This is a genomic window from Paenibacillus sp. GL_099_B, assembly GCF_057835695.1.
On sequence record NZ_CM174430.1, the window covers coordinates 6,612,519 to 6,630,394 of the forward strand.

Genomic DNA, 17,876 nt, shown 5'->3' on the forward strand with positions numbered 1-17,876 from the left:
GCAAGTATACGACGATTGCATCATTATACAATCTATCATCTATGCTTGGTCACCAATTTCATAGCCGGAGATGTGTACGCACATTTCTGCACACGGAAACAGGTGCCTACCGCGCTACATGCGTGGTCAGGCTTAAAAGGGAAGCACGGTGTAAATCCGTCGCGGTCCCGCCACTGTATACGGGGAGTCTGTGCATATAATCCACTGGTGTAACCACCGGGAAGGAATGCATATGACCATGATCCGCAAGCCAGGAGACCTGCCTGTTTCGACAGCATCGCATGACCTACGGAAGATAGGAAGGTGTTAGAGCAACCGCTACAACTACTTATAGCAGGTGTTCTTTCCCATTCTATCTTTGTGCACAGTCGTCATTCATGATGCCTGTTCCTCGGGGTATGGAATTGGAAGGAATGCCTTTTTTTGATGCTTTCAAAAGAAACACACCACAATAGTTTCAACTTGATGAGTTTACCTATTATAAATGAGGAGGAATTTTACATGTCGCAATCACAGCAACAACAGCCACAAGTACTGACAGGCAACCTTGGTTACCCCCGCATCGGTGCGGGACGCGAATGGAAAAAAGCACTGGAGTCCTTCTGGGCTGGCCGAATCGATGAATCCACGCTTCATCAGGAGCTGACCACACTTCGGTTGCAAGATCTGAAGAAACAGCAGGCACAGCAGCTCGATCTGATTCCTGTGGGCGACTTCTCCTACTATGATCATATTCTTGACGTATCCGCGATGTTTGGCGTCGTTCCTGAGCGCTTCAACCATTCAGGCGGACCGGTATCCGTATCTACTTATTACGCCATGGCCCGGGGTAATGATCAGGCAACAGCCTGTGAGATGACCAAGTGGCTGAACACCAACTATCACTACATCGTACCTGAGATTCATAATGATACTGCATTTGCATTGCTTGAAAATAAACCCCTTGCCGCCTATCGCGAAGCGAAGCAGGAGCTTGGGCTGGAAGGTAAACCGGTTGTAGTCGGTCCGTACTCGTATGTACGTTTCGCCAAAGGCTATGACGCGGAACGCTTCGCAGAGATCGTCACACGCCTCGTTCCCGTATACGCCCAGCTTCTGTCTGAGCTTCAAGCAGAAGGCGTACAGTGGGTACAGATCGATGAGCCTGCTCTGACGCTGGCCGTCTCTTCCGAAGATGAAGCCTTGCTGCGACAGGTGTACGCTGCCTTGGCACAAGCTGCACCGGAATTAAAGGTACTGCTTCAAACGTATTTCGAATCGGTGGAAGCTTATCCGGTCGTGACAGCACTGCCTGTTGCCGGAATCGGCCTGGACCTGGTCCACGGCTATGAAGGCAACCTCGCCAGCCTGCGGGAGCATGGCTTCCCGCAGGCTAAATGGTTGGGCGCCGGTGTAATCGACGGGCGCAACATCTGGCGTGCCGATCTCGCAGAGACGGCGAAGCTGCTGGAGCAGGTGGCTGAATTCGCAGCCGAAGGCAAGCTAATCATTCAGCCTTCCTGCAGCCTGTTGCATGTACCGGTTACTGCCGCTCAGGAGAGCGCGCTTGATCCGGTACTGCGCAATGCCCTGGCCTTTGCCGACGAGAAGCTGGAGGAAATTGCGACGCTCGGCACGTTGTTGTCCGGCGGTGCGAAGCAGGCGGACCAAGCAGCGGCTTTGGCTGAAGCCAGCCGCCGCGCCCAGGCAAGCACCGAAGCGGTGCGCCTGCTGAGCGAGTCCGAATCACGGACACGCCTGAGTGGTGCGCCTGCAGGGGTGCACGCTGATGAGCAGCTGCTTCGTAACGCGTCATTCCAGGAGCGACGCGAATTGCAGCAGCAAAAATGGTCGCTCCCGCTGCTGCCAACAACAACTATTGGCAGCTTCCCGCAAACGGCTGATGTGCGCAAAGCACGTGCACTCTTCCGTAAAGGGGAGTGGAATGCGGAGCAATATGACGCTTATGTGCGTGAACAGATCCAGGAGTGGATTACCATCCAGGAGGAAATTGGTCTGGATGTGCTGGTACACGGTGAGTTCGAACGTACCGATATGGTCGAGTTTTTCGGTGAGAAGCTGACCGGATTTGCCTTCACAAAAAATGGCTGGGTACAGTCCTACGGCTCACGCTGCGTGAAGCCACCTGTAATCTACGGAGATGTGCTGTTCAATGAACCGATGACGGTGAAAGAAACGGCGTATGCCCAGACACTGACCAGCAAACCGGTGAAAGGCATGCTCACAGGTCCGGTAACGATCCTGAACTGGTCCTTTGTCCGCTCGGATATTCCACGCAGTGAAGTATCCTACCAGATTGCTCGCGCCATTCGGGACGAGGTTGAAGCGCTGGAGCAAGCAGGCATTGAGATGATTCAGGTCGATGAGCCAGCTCTGCGTGAAGGACTTCCACTCAAACGGAGCAAGTGGGATGAGTACCTGCAATGGGCCGTGGAATCCTTCCGTTTAGCTACTGCAACCGTAAAACCAACAACGCAGGTGCATACCCATATGTGCTACTGCGAGTTCGATGATATTATTGAAGCCATCAGCGACCTGGATGCAGATGTGATCTCGATCGAGACATCCCGTAGCCATGGGGAACTGGTAGGCAGCTTCGAGCAGAATACGTATGACAAAGGCATCGGACTCGGTGTATACGATATCCACAGTCCGCGTGTTCCAGGAAAGGACGAGATGTTGAATATGATTGAGCGTGCACTTCAAGTGCTGCCAGCAGATCTGTTCTGGGTGAACCCTGACTGCGGACTGAAAACACGTGGTAAAGCCGAAGTTGTAGATGCATTGAGCATCATGGTGGACGCTGCTCGTACAGCAAGAGAACGAGTAACCGCTGATTCCTCAATCTAAACGAAGCTTGTGATTGCAAATAAAAGCCTCCGAATTCCTTCGGAGGCTTTTTTCATTTACCATCATTCTATTTGTTTATCTTGATAGGTCTTTTTATCCGACTTAATGAATCTCCAAATGGCTGACACGTACTCCTGCGGACAACACAAGGTATACATCCTGTTGACCTGTTACGCCTTTCAGGTCCGCCTTAACCGTGGACCACTGCTGGGCCTCGCCTTGTGCCAGTTCCACGCGTCCTGCCAGTGTACCGTCAGGTGCGCCCAATCGAACTTCCAATACCGCATCTGCCTGCTCTGATGATACACGAGCTTCAAGCGCTGCTGCATTGCTGCCCAGATCTGCATCCTTGAAGGCAATCCATCCTTGTTCACCAACCACACGGACAGAAGTTCCGCCCTCTTTGCTCTCATCCAGATCCACACCGAAGTATGCATCGTAATTTTCGGCGCGAGTAGCCACACCCAGATTACGTGCAGGAATGGTCTCCCCTTGTACTGTCAGGTCAGCAACAAGCTGAACATCGGCAGAAGATTTGCCCACCATAATGGAATAGGTGCCGCTTTCGACCACATAACGATCACGGGTTACATCCCAGATCGCCAGTTCCTGAACTGGCAGTGTGAAGCTGACTTTTACTGTAGCTCCAGCTTCAATATGAAGACGACGGAAACCTTTTAACGTTTTGAGTGGACGTTTCACACGGGACTGCCCGGCACGCACATACAACTGCACAACCTCATCACTGGCGATCGTACCTGTATTCGTCACGTCCACATGCACAGTAATGATCTCTTCGACTCCAGCTTGGGCCGGGTTCAGCTCCAAATTACTGTATTTAAACGATGCATACGTTAATCCATGTCCGAATGGATACAGTACGTCACCTTCAAAGTACTGATACGTACGTCCAGATTGAATGATATCGTAGTCTCTGATATCGGTCAGCTGATCTGCGGATTGTACCCACGTCATATTCAGGCGGCCTGCTGGTGCATAATCGCCATATAATACGTCAGCTATAGCGTTCCCCAACTCTTGTCCTGCATGGGATGTATACAATACAGCCGGAATGTTCTCCTGCACCCAGTTGGACGTGAACGGGTAACTTCCCACGATAACTACAACGGTATTTGGATTCACTGCATACACGGCTTCAACCAGACGCTGCTGGGATTCAGCCAGATCCAGACTTGGACGGTCAATCTCTTCTTTACCATTCACAAGTGGATTGTTGCCGACAAATACAATCGCCGTCTCCGCTTCCTTCGCAGCCGCTACCGCTTCCTCCAATCCATTCACCACAATATCCTTTTTGAATGTTTCCGTAGCACCGAAAGATTTCAATTCTTCGGATACCGCAAACGCATCGTTTCCACCATTGGGCGCCGTTACTGTTTTACCGTTCCAAGTCGTCAGCCCCACGCTTCCTTCCTGTTGTCGCAACAGATGGAATACTTCCTTCACAAACCAGCCATATACTTCATCCGCCGATGCCGTAACCGTTTCTTCATCCGTCGTCAGGTATTTTCCATTACTGTCTGCCTTCAGCGTGTAACTGCCAAAGCCCCAGTCACTCAGTGTAAATGTCTCCGCATTTCCCGAAGCAATGATGGATGATTTCTCATCTTCAGCCAATCCGACAGCCTTGCCGCTTGCGACGGAAGTCAATGTAATGCGGTCATTGCCATCCTTGAATGCAACCTTGTCGCCGCCTACTTTGCCGCTGATCGCTTCAAGCGGGGATACGCTATATGGCATAGTGCCTGCATACCAGTCACGATAGACTGTTCCGCCCAGTTGACCAATCACAGCCACTTTGCCGGATTTTGTTTTATCCAGCGGCAGTGTGCTTTTATCATTTTTGAGCAATACCACTTGTTCTCTCGCTGCTCTCAGTGACAGGGCCTTCGCCTTCTCCGTCATCATCGCTTCTTCACCAATCGAAGCATATGGATTGCCCTCAGCCGGATCGAATTCACCCAAACGGAAACGCACACGGAACGTATTAAACAATGCCAGATCAATATCTTCCATCGTGAGTGTGCCCTGCTCCAGCCCTTCACGCAGCGCCTGTTTCGACAGATCCGCATCATCGGTAATACTGTCAATTCCGGCTTTGACGGATTCAACTGTTCCTGGTGTGTGCGAATCATAGTATTTATGATCGTTCTTGATCCCCATGACATCCCCTGCATCACTTACGATGAAGCCATCCATGCCCCATTCGCCCTTCACAATTTCGTATACAAACGGATGCAGCAATGCTGGTGTACCATTAATAGAGTTGTACGCGGTCATCATTGACTGCGCGCCGCCCTCTTTGAACGGTTTCTCGAACGCTTTCAGATAATATTCACGCATGTTGCGCGGATCAATGCTCGATGAACCACTGCCACGGTCCACTTCATTATTGTTTGCAAGGAAATGCTTCAACGTGGCAACCGCCTTGTAATACTTCGGATGGTCGCCCTGGATTCCCTTAACCAGCGCCGTTGTCAGTTCAGCAGTCAGTTCTGGGTCTTCACCATAAGCCTCTTCGTTCCGACCCCAACGTGGATCACGCTCCATATCTACCGTAGGTGCCCACAGAGTCAGACCGTTTACTGCTGGATTGCGTTTGTAAAATACACGTGCCTCGTCTCCGATTACGGAGCCGATCTCTTTCATCAGGTCCGCATCCCATGTGCACGCTAGTCCAACCGGCTGCGGGAAGGAAGTGGCTTCGCCAAGCCAGGCCAGGCCATGGGCTGCTTCTGTGCCGTGTTTATATGCTGCGATACCCAGTCGTTCTACTGCCGGTTGGTATTGAAGCATGGATTCGATTTTTTCATCTTCCGACAGACGGGACACGAGGTCCTTTACACGTGTATCAAGTTCGAGCGTTGTATCCTGAAACGGATATTTCGTTTGGTTGGTCATGATATGGAATCTCCTTTGGGTATTCATTGATTTATTTAGAATGATAGCGGATACATAATCGATAAATTAATATGATGTATTCTTGATGTATCCGAGCTCACAATTCGAAGATTTAACCTTTTAGAACAAGCACTTTACGAGCCGTCGTTAACTCTTCATATCATTTACTAAAACGGTTTCGATAAATCTATCATATAGCATGTTTAGCAAAAAAAACAGGGGTGCTTCACAGGAAAATGTGAACTTTCCTCAGGAAAGTATGCGGACAATCGTTTTATTCTGGCACAGTATGGTAATCATGGATAGGAGTATAAATATGACGTACTTATTGAGCTAAGCATAGTCCTTAATGAAGAAGAATATTGAAGGAGGAGATTCGAGTGAGTGAACATCAACAGCCCCCGACAGGTTTGCCTTCCATACCGGAATCCCTGTGGAGAGCGACAAACACATTCAATGAATATCCGAAACTGACAGAAAATACAACCGCCGATGTAGCCATTATTGGTGCAGGAATTGCAGGTATCACAACAGCCTATTTGCTGGCCCAGAAGGGCCTGCGTGTGGTTGTGCTTGAAGCCGGAAAAGTACTGGATGGCACAACCGGCCATACAACAGCCAAGGTATCCGCGCAGCATGGCGTGATATTTGATGAATTGCTTCATCATTTTGGAGAAGAACAGGCCCGCATGTATTATGAAGGCAATGCAACAGCCGCCAAATGGATGCGAGATCTGGTAAAAGAGAAACAGATTGATTGCCAGTGGGCTGAGGAAGATGCCTATGTCTACATTCAATCTGAGGAGAATCTCAAGAAGCTGGAGATTGAACTGACAGCCTATGGCAAGCTGAATATTCCTGGTCAATGGGTTGATCCCCTTCCCATCCCTGTTCCGTCCAGAGCAGGTATTAAGATGCCGGGACAGGCTCGCTTTGACCCGCTCAGTTATTTACATTACCTATTGGAATCTGCAGTCAAGCAAGGTGTACGCATCTATGAACATACAACGGTAACCGATGTGGAGGAAGATGCCTCACTGCATGTGCGGACATATGAGAATGGTCCATCCGTAACGGCCGAACATGTCGTTGTTGCCTCCCATTTTCCGGTCTATGACCCCGGATTTTATTTTTCACGGCTGCACGCTGAACGTTCCTATGCTGTTGTTGTTGAACCTCAGAAACCTTTCACCGGTGGCATGTATATCTCTGACGATGAACCCTATCGATCCCTGCGTACTGTCATTCATAAAGGAAAGGAACACATCCTCTTTGGAGGGGAAAATCACAAAACCGGACAGGGCATTTGCACCGTCGGTCATTATGAAAATTTGGAGAGCTATGCAGCCGATACATTTGGCATTCGCAACATCCCTTTCCGCTGGTCAGCCCAGGATCTGATTTCCATCGATAAGGTCCCTTATATTGGACCAATTACCGGACGACATGAACGTGTCTATGTGGCTACCGGCTTTGCCAAATGGGGCATGACCACAGGAACGATGGCTGGACATATCCTTACAGACCGGATTACCGGACGGGACAACTCTTACGCAGCAGTATTTGATCCTGCAAGATTCAAGGTAGACCCTGGTGTGAAAAACTTCCTTGTAGAGAATGTTAATGTAGCCGCGGAACTGATCTCTGGCAAAGTCGGCATTATTCACAAAAACACGGGAGAACTCGGCAACGATGAAGGGGCTGTTGTTCGCCATGACGGCAAACGTGCTGGCGCCTACAAGGACCCGACTGGCAAACTCTTTCTTGTGGATACCACCTGCACCCATTTGGGTTGTGAAGTGGAATGGAATGCCGGAGAACGTTCATGGGATTGCCCATGCCACGGATCACGCTACGATTACGCAGGCAAAGTCATTGAAGGCCCTGCCGTGAAAGACCTTAAGATGCTGGAAGCACAAGAATAAACTAAGCTGATACCCCCATCGTTGTATATCTTCATCCCATAGACCCGGATTGGAATCCGTCTTCAGACGGAAGTAACCGATTCGGGTTTTGCGTATGCTGATCTATAGATAAATTAGCGAGAAAACGAAGTTAGTCCAACTCAGCGCTACATCGTGATACGGAACTATTTTAAAATCACTACCTTGCATTAAACAGTACTGGATGCTATGATGAATTCACGACTACTGAACAATACACACTAGTGATTGGATAGAGCAACAAGGAGGAACCTAAGTGAATGTTAATATTCAATTCAAAAAAGGGGTGCTGGAACTATGCGTCCTCGTGCTGATCAACCGCCAGGATCGTTACGGCTACGAACTGGCTCAGGCTGTATCCCAGCATATTGAAGTGGCGGAAGGTGCGCTGTATCCCCTTTTGCGGAGATTGGTCAATGACGGCTATTGTACGACTTACCTGCAGGAATCCAGTGAAGGCCCACCACGTAAGTACTACAAACTGTCTGATACCGGCCGTGACTATATGAAGACTCTCACGAATGAATGGAATAGTTTTGTGCGCAATGTCGCAAATCTTATAGAGGAAGGTACCCCCAATGAATAGACAACAATTCATGCAGGCAATGGAGATTCATTTAAGACCGATGGACCCGCTGGAACGGGCAGAATTGCTCGCTGATTATGAACAGCATTTTGAGATGGGATTAAGAGAAGGAAGACCAGAAGAAGAGATTGCACGGGAACTGGGGCATCCGATCGAGATTGCCAAAGAAGCGCTCGGTGACCGGTATGATGCACAAACGCCAGGATCTGATCCGTTCTACGCACGGACATTCGAAGAAATGCGTTCACAGCAAAAAAAGGGAAATCGAGCTGCGCGCAACTTCTTCACGGCAATCGGACTTTTTTTCCTGAACATCATACTGGCGATTCCCCTAGGACTGACTCTGTGGTCGGTATGGCTGACCATTGCCAGTTTGTCGCTGCTGGTCGTAGCCCCGGTTGCTGCTGCTGTGGATTTCTTATATCTCGGCCATTTCGAGTATTCTGAATTGTTCGTTTCGATTGGAGTATTCGGTATTGGCATTCTATTCGCCATCGCGACAAAAAGGGTGTTTACAGCCTTTAAGCTGATCACTCTTCAGTATATAAGATGGAATCAAAAGACGATGAAGGGAGATGTCTAATCATGAGCACCAAAAAATGGATCGCTTTAGCGATACTATGTATCGGCATCGGTTTGCTCGGAACCTCCATTTACGGAGTTCAGTTCGGAGACAAGAGAGAACCCTACTCCAAACGTTGGGAATTCAAAAATGATGAGCTGCACAATATCATGATGAATGCCAACTTAAGCGCAGATATTGAATTCGTTGTCAGTCCGGATTCCAATGGCTACATTGAAGTCGACGGAAAGTGGGACCCGGCCACAATTGAAGGTTTTAAACAGGCTTCGATCACGGATGGAACCTTTACGTTAAACCAGGAAGAGCGGTTGCGTTTGCAATTTTTCACCCTTTATTGGAATAATCAGCAGCAAACGATCACGGTTGCGTTACCTGAAGGACATCAGCTGGATGAAGTTAACATCGTCTCTTCTTCCAGTGATCTGGATCTGAAGGGCCTGCATGCCAATACCTTGGACCTTAACACTACGTCTGGAAGCATTCACCTTCAGGACATTACTGTACCAACCATTCAACTCGATCTAACTTCAGGAGACATTAAAGCTGCGGCAATTGCGGGAGATATGGAAGTCAAACAAACTTCCGGAAGTTTCACGCTGAATGGCATTGATGGCGATGTGACCCGAAGTGTACAGTCGGGAGATACCAAAATTACGCAATTGAACGGTGCAGCAAATGTTAAGTTCACTTCTGGTAGTGTGAAGATCGAGCAAGAAATCTCCGGTCCAATTGATGTATCGGGACAGTCAGGTGATATTTCCATACAGGCGGCGCCTGATTTTGACGGCATTTACGATGCACAGGCCACTTCCGGTGATGTAAATATACCTGATTCCCCCATGGTAAGCCGTGAGGTCATCAAAGCTCGCACCACTTCAGGCAGTATCAAGATCAAGCAATCATAATAAATCATGATGAAGCAAATATTCGAACTGTGGGTAATATAGTATAATTAAATGCTAGTCCAATTCTAAGGAGGAGTTACCCACATGGAACTTAAAAATAAAACGGCTGTCATCACTGGCGCCGGTAAAGGTATTGGCCGTGCCATTGCTGAAGCACTTGCCAAGGAAGGTGTACATCTCGGACTTATCGCTCGGACGGCCTCCGATCTGGAGGCTCTCCAGCAATCGTTGAGCCAGGAATATGGTGTAAAAGTAACCAGTGCCATTGCGGATATTTCCGATCGCACTCAGGCCGAAGCAGCTGTAGCGGCCATTGAGATGGAGCTTGGTGCAGTCGATATTCTGATCAACAATGCAGGCATTGCAAGCTTCGGTACACTGCTGGACATGGACCCGGAAGAGTGGGAACGTATCCTGCATGTTAATGTCATGGGTACATACTATGTAACTCGTGCCGTACTGCCAAGCATGATTAAGGAAAGCAGCGGCAGCATTATCAATATCGCCTCCACCGCAGGCGAGCGTGGATTCGCCACAGGTTCTGCTTACTGTGCTTCCAAATTCGCACTGCTCGGCATGACCGAATCCCTGATGCAGGAAGTACGCAAATCGAATATCCGTGTTACTGCGTTAACACCAAGTACAGTGAACACGGAGCTGGCAACCAATGCCGGACTCAAAATCGGAGACGAAGACCGCATGATGCAAGCGGAAGACGTAGCTGAACTGGCCTTGGCCACCCTCAAGCTGTCGGATCGTGTATTTGTTAAAGCCGCAGGCATCTGGACAACTAATCCACAGTAAGCAGGATCAGTCAGACCATTTAAAGAGAATAATGAATGACAGAAGCAACCATTTCTAATGATGCACTCCGTCGCCATCCGGTCGCCCGAGAAACCTCTGGGCGGCCTTTTACATATTCAGCAACCGCCATCGTGTCCGAATACGATTCATCACGCTGTTTCTCTACCCTTATGATTAATGCAGCGTTACTTCTCTCATTCTCCATTCCATTATCCTCTGCCTATGCGTTCCACAAATGGTCCAAATCCAACTCCTTGGACACGGCGATCAGCACCACCGCGGGCTCCTCCCCAATATTCGTTACTTCGTGGGGAACGATGGCATTCCAGCTGAATGAATCCCCCGCTTCCAGAATCTCTACATCCTCACACTGCTCTGCGCGAATTCGGCCTTGCAGAACAAGATGGCTCTCTTCTCCAGCGTGCTTATTAACTCCAGTCGATGCACCTGCTGGCAGCTCCACAATGGACATGCGCATGGCGCCCTTTGCCGTTAGATGCTGTACCTTGATTTGTCCGCTTCCGGCAGTCGTCTCCTTGCGCTCATCCTTGCGCACCACGTTCATCCGCTGCTCCGGTGACAGCAGCAAGTATGGCAGTGGCACTTCCAGATAATCCGCGATACTTTCAAGCGTCGCGATGGACGGTGATGTTTTATTATTTTCCACGTTGCTGATAAAACCTTTGGATAGCCCCGTACCCTCGCAGATTTGCATGATGGTGATCTGTTTTTGTTTGCGGATCGTACGAATGGCTAGACCAATATCCATGTTGCAATCCTCCCCCTTTGATCTGTTTATCCAATACTCAATCTTATTCCGCGTTAGGTTCGTAAAAAACAATCCGGTTGCCAAACGGATCAATCACTGTCATTTCCCTTAGGTTCCACGGTGTGTCGGTAATGCCAGGTCTGGAATGCTTGTACTTTTTCCGATTGAGCTCGTCACATAATGCATCGAGCGCATCCGTTTCTATTCGTAATGCCGCTCCAGGCGTACAATCGCCATGATGTCCAGATAGATGCAATTGAATGGAATCCAGAGATACCTGCATATATAGCGGCAAATCTGGCTCAAACCGATGTTCCCAATCCATTCGAAAACCCAGGTATTCCAGGTAGAACTCTTTCGCCTTGTCTTCATCAAATATCCTCAGAATAGGTACGATTCCGTTAACCATTATTATCACGTCCTTGGGAGTAATATGTGGATTACTTTGGCGATCCGCCGGATACATCGTTATAGACCATTATAGATTTCTTATACGGAACATATTTTCATAATACAAAAAAAATATTGACCCTACAATGGAATCATGATAAATTTTGTTCATCAATAAGAATATTAATTTCATATTAGTGAACTTTATTTTTGATTACTCATTTCTTATCAGGTGGTGGTTGCATTGAATTATTCATTGACTTACGAGGTTCGGCTTCCTTCCGATTACAATACAGAACAACAATATCCCGTTATCTTTGCCCTGCATGGCATGGGTTCGGATGAACAGGATATGCTTCGCTTAATGGAGCCTCTTCAGTCCGATTTTATTATCGTCGCCGTACGTGGGCCCATTGTTCAGGGGAGCGGCTACGCCTATTTTCAAATTAAAAGCATTGGCAATCCCGTCCGTGAGTTGTTCGACGCCTCTGTTCAGGGACTGCAACAGCTAATGGTTGGCCTTTCCGCCAAATATGCCATTGATCCCGCACGGCGTTATATCTCAGGGTTCAGTCAGGGAGCCATTATGGCGATGACGCTCTCGCTGATCATGGGAGATGCAATCAAGGGAATTGTAGCTATGAGTGGTTACATTCCACAATTTGTGAAAGACGAATACAAGATACAGCCCAACTCGGAGTTATCCGTTTTCATATCACATGGCGATCAGGATCATCTCTTCCCGCTGCAACTTGGCGAAGATAACGCCACCTTCTTCCGTGAACAGACCAATAACGTTACGTATGTTCCATATAACGGTGGACACCAAGTCACCCCCGACTTATATCAACAATTTCAACAATGGCTTCGGACGGATGCCAAGCTTGCTGCCGAAGACCCGAAAGGACTGAATTCATAATGATGCCATCCCTGTTTATCGCTCACGGTGCACCATCACTCGCACTGGAGGAACATGCATACACTGAATTTCTGCAAAAACTTGGACAGGAACTGCCGAAACCCAAGGCAATCGTATTGTTCTCTGCTCACTGGGAATCTACAACTCAATCGGTTTCTTCAGTAGCTAATTACGAGACCATCTATGATTTCGGCGGCTTCCAGCCCGAGCTGTATCAGATCAAATACCCTGCACAAGGACATGCAGAGACAACAGCGGAGATTCAGCGCCTGTTCGCGGATGCTGGTATTCCGGTGGAAAGCGACTCTGTTCGTGGTCTGGATCACGGTGCTTGGGTCGTGCTTCGCCTGCTCTATCCAAATGCGGACATTCCGGTCGTTGCATTATCGGTGAATCGATATCTGTCCAATGAACAGCAGTATCAGGTAGGACAAGCGCTGGCTACTTTGCGTGAGCAGGATGTTCTCGTCATTGGCAGTGGTGGAACGGTACACAACCTGCGTCAGTTAAACTGGGAAAGTTCAGGCGTTGACCCTTGGGCCATGGCGTTTGACAATTGGCTGCAAGACAAACTGGTGAGTTGGGATACAGCGTCCCTCTTCGCCTATGACAAGCTGGCACCATCAGCCCAAGCAGCCGTGCCAACTCCAGAGCATTTTGTACCATTGCTGCTCGCCATGGGTGCGGGAGATCAGAACAAGCAGGCATCACTCCTGTTTAAAGCCTATCAGTATGGCAACCTGAGCCTGTCTTGCTGGAAATTTGATTGATCGATTGATACAACACCTTATATAAAAATAACCAGACACTCGTGCGAACTCGCACGGGTGTTTTTAGTGATATGACCTTTTTTGCATAATGCTGGGAGTTGTAAAGCAAGTTATAATAACATTTAGTGGAAATGACCAAGCTGTAATTAGGGAATACTCTTTCTACACCTATCACATCTTTCTGGGAGGAACATTCGAAGTGGCTGAACAACCAAAGTCTGAGAGCTTGATGTCTCTCGTCAAAAAGGGGAACACATCCTCGGCTGTAGCTATGGCAGGAAATGCTGTACTTGCACTGTGCAAAGGAGGAGCCTTTCTATTCAGTGGCAGTGGCGCCATGTTCGCCTCGGCGATGCACTCTTTGGCCGATGCCATCAACCAAGGGTTTGTCTTTGTCGGAAGTGTGTTGTCCGAGAAAAAACCTACACGCCGCTTCCCGACCGGATTCGGGCGGGTCATCAACATTTTCTGTATGATTGCCGTTATCGTTGTTACCATTATGGCGTATGAAACGATCCATGAAGGGATTCATCTGTTACTGCATCCGGCTGCTCATTCCGGCGGTATCTGGATTAACATCGGCGTGCTGGTGCTTAACATTGTGATCGATGGAGCCATTTTGATTAAAGCGATGAAAGAAATTCTACACGAAGCACGTGCGCCCAAAGCGTCAGGCTTGGCCCTGTTCCCTGCTGCGATCAAAAATGTAGGACGCGCCGCACCGCCAACACGCCTTGTATTTTACGAAGATATTGTAGCGGTACTCGGTGCGACACTCGCACTGATCTCTGTCGTTGTCATTGCACTAGCCAACTTTGCATTGCTCGATGGAATCGTGACGACCATTATTGGATGCCTGATGATCGCTGTCGCTTTCCGTGTAGGTTATGACAATATGATCGGACTGATTGGTGTAGCGGCTCCACAGGATGTTGAGGATAAAGTATCCCAGACCATTCTGGCAGACTCTCATGTTGCAGATATCCAGATGATGCGCATTATTCAGGAAGGTCGTTATTACCACGTCGAGGGTCTGATTGAACTGACCAAAGGATTGAGCCTTGCCGATGCAGATGATATCAAGTTCCGTATCCAGGAAAAGTTAATGACAGATCCGGACATCGCTGATGCAGCCATCTCGATTATCGAAGATGATGGTGTGAACAGCTGGGGCAAGAAGCATTCTGATGTGGTGAAATAAGTGCCTGCTCCCTTTTATAAAAGATAAAAGAAGCGCACTCTTCGCGGAGTGGGCTTCTTTACATATCTAACTACGTGACATAGCTAACTATATCTACATGGCTGCTGAAGGTTGCGCTAAACTTGTTGGTTAGAATTCGCTGACTGAACAGCATGGAGTTTACTTCTGCCACCCTTGCTTCATGCCCATTACCATCAATTTATCCAGCCATTTCAGACGGAACGCTTCAGTGGAGCCCTTGATTGGACTAATCTCGAGTGCATGTTTTGAACCTAGACTTTAGTCTAGGTTCAGTTTAACTCCAAAGACCGAGGATACCCATTTGCGGTTCATGGTATGCTGTGAATAACGAGAAAACATACTCCATGACCGTTCGGGAATTGATCTTGTATTGAAAAGGAGAGATATCATGGCTAAACGTACCATCCTTGCGCCTGTGCTTATTTTGCTCGGCGTGTACCTGATTTTGAACCAGGGAGGTTCACTCGGTCCGGGTACAATCTTTGCCACGTTCTGGCCCACCCTATTTGTGATTCCACTGGGGCTATTCTTCCACTGGCTGTACTTCTCCATGATTGGACGAGGGATCGGATTGCTGGTTCCCGGGGGCATCTTGCTTACGGCAGGTATTGTCAGCCAGATCGCCATGCTCTTCGGTAACTGGAGCACGATGTGGCCTGGCTTCATTCTTGCGGTAGCGGTAGGTTTGTTTGAATTGTATTGGTTCGGTGGACGTAACAAATGGTTGCTGATTCCGATCAACATTCTGACGGTTATCTCACTGTTATTCTTCTCCGTCATGTCGATTGGCACGATGCTGAACAGTCTGTCTTTTGTCCAGCCATTCGTGGCCATTGTGCTGATTATGGGCGGGGCGTGGATCATTGTGGGTCGCAAAAAGCGCATGTAGTTATTTTCTAATCGTTCCACTTGATCACTGCGGTGACAGAACAACTTCGGATCGCTGTTATCTCCAGATTTTTTTGAATCCCATCTAGAATGGGAAAATCTGGAGATAAAGGCGCACGCTTTGCTTCCTTCGTTTGTTCTGTCCCCTCCGTTAACGTGTAAACAAAGTTAAGACAACCACCTGAGCTATTGCTTCTAAGGTAGGGTAAAGAAAAAGCCAAACATCCCCTGGTCCATTAAAGGATCAGGGGATGTTTGGCTAAGAGTCATGTATGCATGCCTCTATACTGGCAGGCGTGTGTGCTGATATATATTCGGCATATAGAAATACTCCGCATGGCTATGCACTTTTATTTACTATGCATTTTAAATTCGAGGAACAAATCGTTATATTGCGTATACTTTGAGCTTGCAAGTTATCGTCTCAATGGATGCCCTGATTGTATATATTAATTGCCGCAATGACCGCAGCGTTATACTTTTCAGGCGTTCCTTTTTCATGTTTAAGCGCAAATTCCGCTCTTAACTTATAATCGGGGACTTTATTCTTCTCGTTGATCCGCTCGATGATTTCAGATGCAGCCACTTTCACTGCTTTGGCATTATCCATGAACATGTTCAACTGATTCGGTGAAAAACCTTCTGACCGCACCCTCGTATCGTCAGAGGAATACTGGATCAAGGACTCCATGGTACTTTTTAGAGAATCGTACATCTTCTTGAATTTCTTCATATCGATATCTAGCACATTGCTTGCGTTGATGCCCTGCTCCTCCATCTCTGCCGTTAACGCATTAGCATCGCTTATAAATTGCAACGCGCTATATCGGAGTAACTGATCGTTCTCCTTCAATTGTTCCATCGTTTCCTTTAGATGCTGTTCTGACATCTTACTCAATGCCAGAATGAAAACCTCCGTTGCTTTCTCATACTCATCATAGGATGAGAGAATCTGATTATGTAGTTGCTTGCCTTTTTCGAACTGGTCATCCACATACATTTTCAAATCATAATAGTCATGCGCTTCCTTGACGTACCCAATCAGCTTATTCATGGATGGTTCCAAATTAAGAGCGGCTGTATCCAACGGGTCAAATGCCGGTTCTTGACGAGCAAGTTCAAAGGCTTTCTTAATGTATGTCTCATCCCTGTCCACAAATGACCTTACCCAATAGTTATGTTTTTTGTTGAATTTAATATTAGGCTTGCTACTAAATGTTTTTAAATAATGCTCCATTACATCGTTCAGCCGCCCAGTTATAATATTATTAAGCATGATATAGGCGTTATATTTGTTCATTTTAAGTTCTTCTGCCTCAGCTTCACTAAGCTTGTCTTTATGATCTTCAGATACAGATTGTTCTGTCTGTACATCCCCCGATGTACTAATTCCCTCGTTAGGACTTACCTTGTCCGCATTCGGCTTGCCAATCTCATGTTTGGTACAACCACTTAATACCATAACGATACTCAGAACAATTGTTATGCTGCGCCAACTTTTCATTTCCTTATCCTCCAAAATTTTGTATAAGCATCCCTATTTCATCGGCAAATCCATAAAATAAATTAATCCTTTATTAGATTTCTTTTTTTATTTTGTAAACATTTAACTTTAATTGATAAACTCCGATAAATATATAGATATTAGCTAAGGAGGATTTAATTAAATGACAGAGGAATGGACTATTGAGAGCTTCGACATGGACAAAAACAGGACATTAATTCTTACTCCCGAGTATCTGTATGTGAAAATTCCCAAAGAAGATGCACTAAGATTTGTTACAGAAGGTAAGCAAGGGAACTGGGAGTGGACTGACAACGTCAACTCCAAAGATGTTGTTCACTTAAGCTCGATCCATCGTGTAAAAGCCAACAAAAAAGATTCGATGGTAGACATAGATTTGGATAATAATTCACTCAAAAAGTACAACTTCTATTTTTTCATCGACGAACCAGAGATCAAGCAGCAATTTCTCGAAAAATTGCATTCTTACCTAAACGAAAGCCATACATACGAAGAAAAACAGGTTTCTCCGCTGAAATCCGCCTTCAAACCTTTACTTACACTGTTTATAACAGCGGCTGTTGCTTTTATTCTTGCTTATCTTGCCTCTGACCCTTTGGAACCAGGCAAAAGCTACAAAGTAAGGTTGAAGGTTAAGGTACTTTTCGACTTCCTTACCGATATTGGCCCTGTTCCCATTATCATAACGGCTAGCTTGATTGCACTCATCACAGTCATGGTCATGTTTGCACGTATCAAAAACCCACCGCTTCTCGTATCCTTGCAAAGAAAATAATTAATAAGTACAACATTTTAGTAAG

General features: G+C 47.4%; 16 protein-coding genes and 1 riboswitch. Of the genes, 11 read left to right on the top strand and 5 right to left on the bottom strand.

The window, feature by feature from the left end; all coding sequences use genetic code 11:
* Positions 1-83: 83 nt before the first annotated feature.
* Positions 84-281: riboswitch (cobalamin riboswitch) on the top strand.
* Between the two features lie 220 nt (positions 282-501).
* Complete coding sequence (gene metE, locus AC3ITG_RS30080; RefSeq protein ID WP_489252208.1) at positions 502-2,850, top strand: 5-methyltetrahydropteroyltriglutamate--homocysteine S-methyltransferase; 2,349 nt, start codon at positions 502-504, stop codon at positions 2,848-2,850.
* Positions 2,851-2,952: 102 nt separating this feature from the next.
* Here the strand turns inward: metE and AC3ITG_RS30085 are convergent, their stop codons facing one another.
* Positions 2,953-5,772 (bottom strand): glycoside hydrolase family 3 C-terminal domain-containing protein, encoded by a 2,820-nt coding sequence (locus AC3ITG_RS30085; protein ID WP_489252209.1) that lies wholly within the window; start codon positions 5,770-5,772, stop codon positions 2,953-2,955.
* Between the two features lie 380 nt (positions 5,773-6,152).
* Here AC3ITG_RS30085 and AC3ITG_RS30090 point away from each other — a divergent pair, with 380 nt between their 5' ends.
* The 5 genes from AC3ITG_RS30090 (at position 6,153) to AC3ITG_RS30110 (ending at position 10,593) form a co-directional block, all read left to right on the top strand.
* Positions 6,153-7,697, top strand: a complete 1,545-nt coding sequence (locus AC3ITG_RS30090) for an FAD-dependent oxidoreductase (protein WP_413374216.1) — start codon at positions 6,153-6,155, stop codon at positions 7,695-7,697.
* Positions 7,698-7,971: 274 nt separating this feature from the next.
* Entirely contained in the window at positions 7,972-8,301 is a 330-nt protein-coding gene (locus tag AC3ITG_RS30095) for a PadR family transcriptional regulator (protein ID WP_076287486.1), read from the top strand.
* Positions 8,294-8,884, top strand: coding sequence for an HAAS signaling domain-containing protein (locus AC3ITG_RS30100; protein WP_064641806.1), 591 nt, complete (start codon positions 8,294-8,296; stop codon positions 8,882-8,884). The genes AC3ITG_RS30095 and AC3ITG_RS30100 overlap by 8 nt, the downstream gene beginning before the upstream one ends.
* A gap of 2 nt (positions 8,885-8,886) precedes the next feature.
* Positions 8,887-9,789 carry a DUF4097 family beta strand repeat-containing protein gene (locus AC3ITG_RS30105; protein WP_489252210.1) on the top strand — a complete coding sequence of 301 codons (903 nt, stop codon included), beginning with the start codon at positions 8,887-8,889 and terminating at the stop codon, positions 9,787-9,789.
* A gap of 84 nt (positions 9,790-9,873) precedes the next feature.
* The gene (locus AC3ITG_RS30110; protein WP_064641804.1) at positions 9,874-10,593 is read left to right on the top strand and encodes a 3-ketoacyl-ACP reductase; all 720 of its coding nucleotides are present in this window, start codon (positions 9,874-9,876) and stop codon (positions 10,591-10,593) included.
* Positions 10,594-10,612: 19 nt separating this feature from the next.
* Here AC3ITG_RS30110 and AC3ITG_RS30115 read toward each other — a convergent pair whose 3' ends face one another.
* From AC3ITG_RS30115 to AC3ITG_RS30125, 3 genes are read right to left on the bottom strand one after another with little or no spacing between them, the layout of a single operon-like run.
* Complete coding sequence (locus AC3ITG_RS30115; RefSeq protein ID WP_489252211.1) at positions 10,613-10,798, bottom strand: hypothetical protein; 186 nt, start codon at positions 10,796-10,798, stop codon at positions 10,613-10,615.
* 15 nt (positions 10,799-10,813) lie between these two features.
* Entirely contained in the window at positions 10,814-11,362 is a 549-nt protein-coding gene (locus tag AC3ITG_RS30120) for a helix-turn-helix domain-containing protein (protein ID WP_489252212.1), read from the bottom strand.
* A gap of 43 nt (positions 11,363-11,405) precedes the next feature.
* On the bottom strand, positions 11,406-11,771 hold the full coding sequence (locus tag AC3ITG_RS30125; RefSeq protein WP_489252213.1) for a glyoxalase superfamily protein: 366 nt from the start codon (positions 11,769-11,771) through the stop codon (positions 11,406-11,408).
* A gap of 225 nt (positions 11,772-11,996) precedes the next feature.
* Between AC3ITG_RS30125 and AC3ITG_RS30130 the strand changes: the two genes are divergently transcribed.
* The 4 genes from AC3ITG_RS30130 (at position 11,997) to AC3ITG_RS30145 (ending at position 15,552) form a co-directional block, all read left to right on the top strand.
* Positions 11,997-12,671, top strand: coding sequence for an alpha/beta hydrolase (locus AC3ITG_RS30130; RefSeq protein ID WP_489252214.1), 675 nt, complete (start codon positions 11,997-11,999; stop codon positions 12,669-12,671).
* A complete protein-coding gene (locus AC3ITG_RS30135; RefSeq protein ID WP_489252215.1) occupies positions 12,671-13,441 on the top strand; it encodes a DODA-type extradiol aromatic ring-opening family dioxygenase in 771 nt (256 codons plus the stop codon). Before AC3ITG_RS30130 ends, AC3ITG_RS30135 begins: the two co-directional genes overlap by 1 nt.
* A 199-nt stretch (positions 13,442-13,640) precedes the next feature.
* Positions 13,641-14,642, top strand: a complete 1,002-nt coding sequence (locus AC3ITG_RS30140) for a cation diffusion facilitator family transporter (RefSeq protein ID WP_489252216.1) — start codon at positions 13,641-13,643, stop codon at positions 14,640-14,642.
* 409 nt (positions 14,643-15,051) lie between these two features.
* Positions 15,052-15,552 carry an NfeD family protein gene (locus tag AC3ITG_RS30145; protein WP_076287481.1) on the top strand — a complete coding sequence of 167 codons (501 nt, stop codon included), beginning with the start codon at positions 15,052-15,054 and terminating at the stop codon, positions 15,550-15,552.
* A 423-nt stretch (positions 15,553-15,975) separates the two neighbouring features.
* Here AC3ITG_RS30145 and AC3ITG_RS30150 read toward each other — a convergent pair whose 3' ends face one another.
* Positions 15,976-17,055, bottom strand: a complete 1,080-nt coding sequence (locus AC3ITG_RS30150; RefSeq protein WP_489252217.1) for a YiiG family protein — start codon at positions 17,053-17,055, stop codon at positions 15,976-15,978.
* Between the two features lie 163 nt (positions 17,056-17,218).
* Here AC3ITG_RS30150 and AC3ITG_RS30155 point away from each other — a divergent pair, with 163 nt between their 5' ends.
* A complete protein-coding gene (locus AC3ITG_RS30155; protein ID WP_489252218.1) occupies positions 17,219-17,851 on the top strand; it encodes a hypothetical protein in 633 nt (210 codons plus the stop codon).
* Positions 17,852-17,876 lie beyond the last annotated feature (25 nt).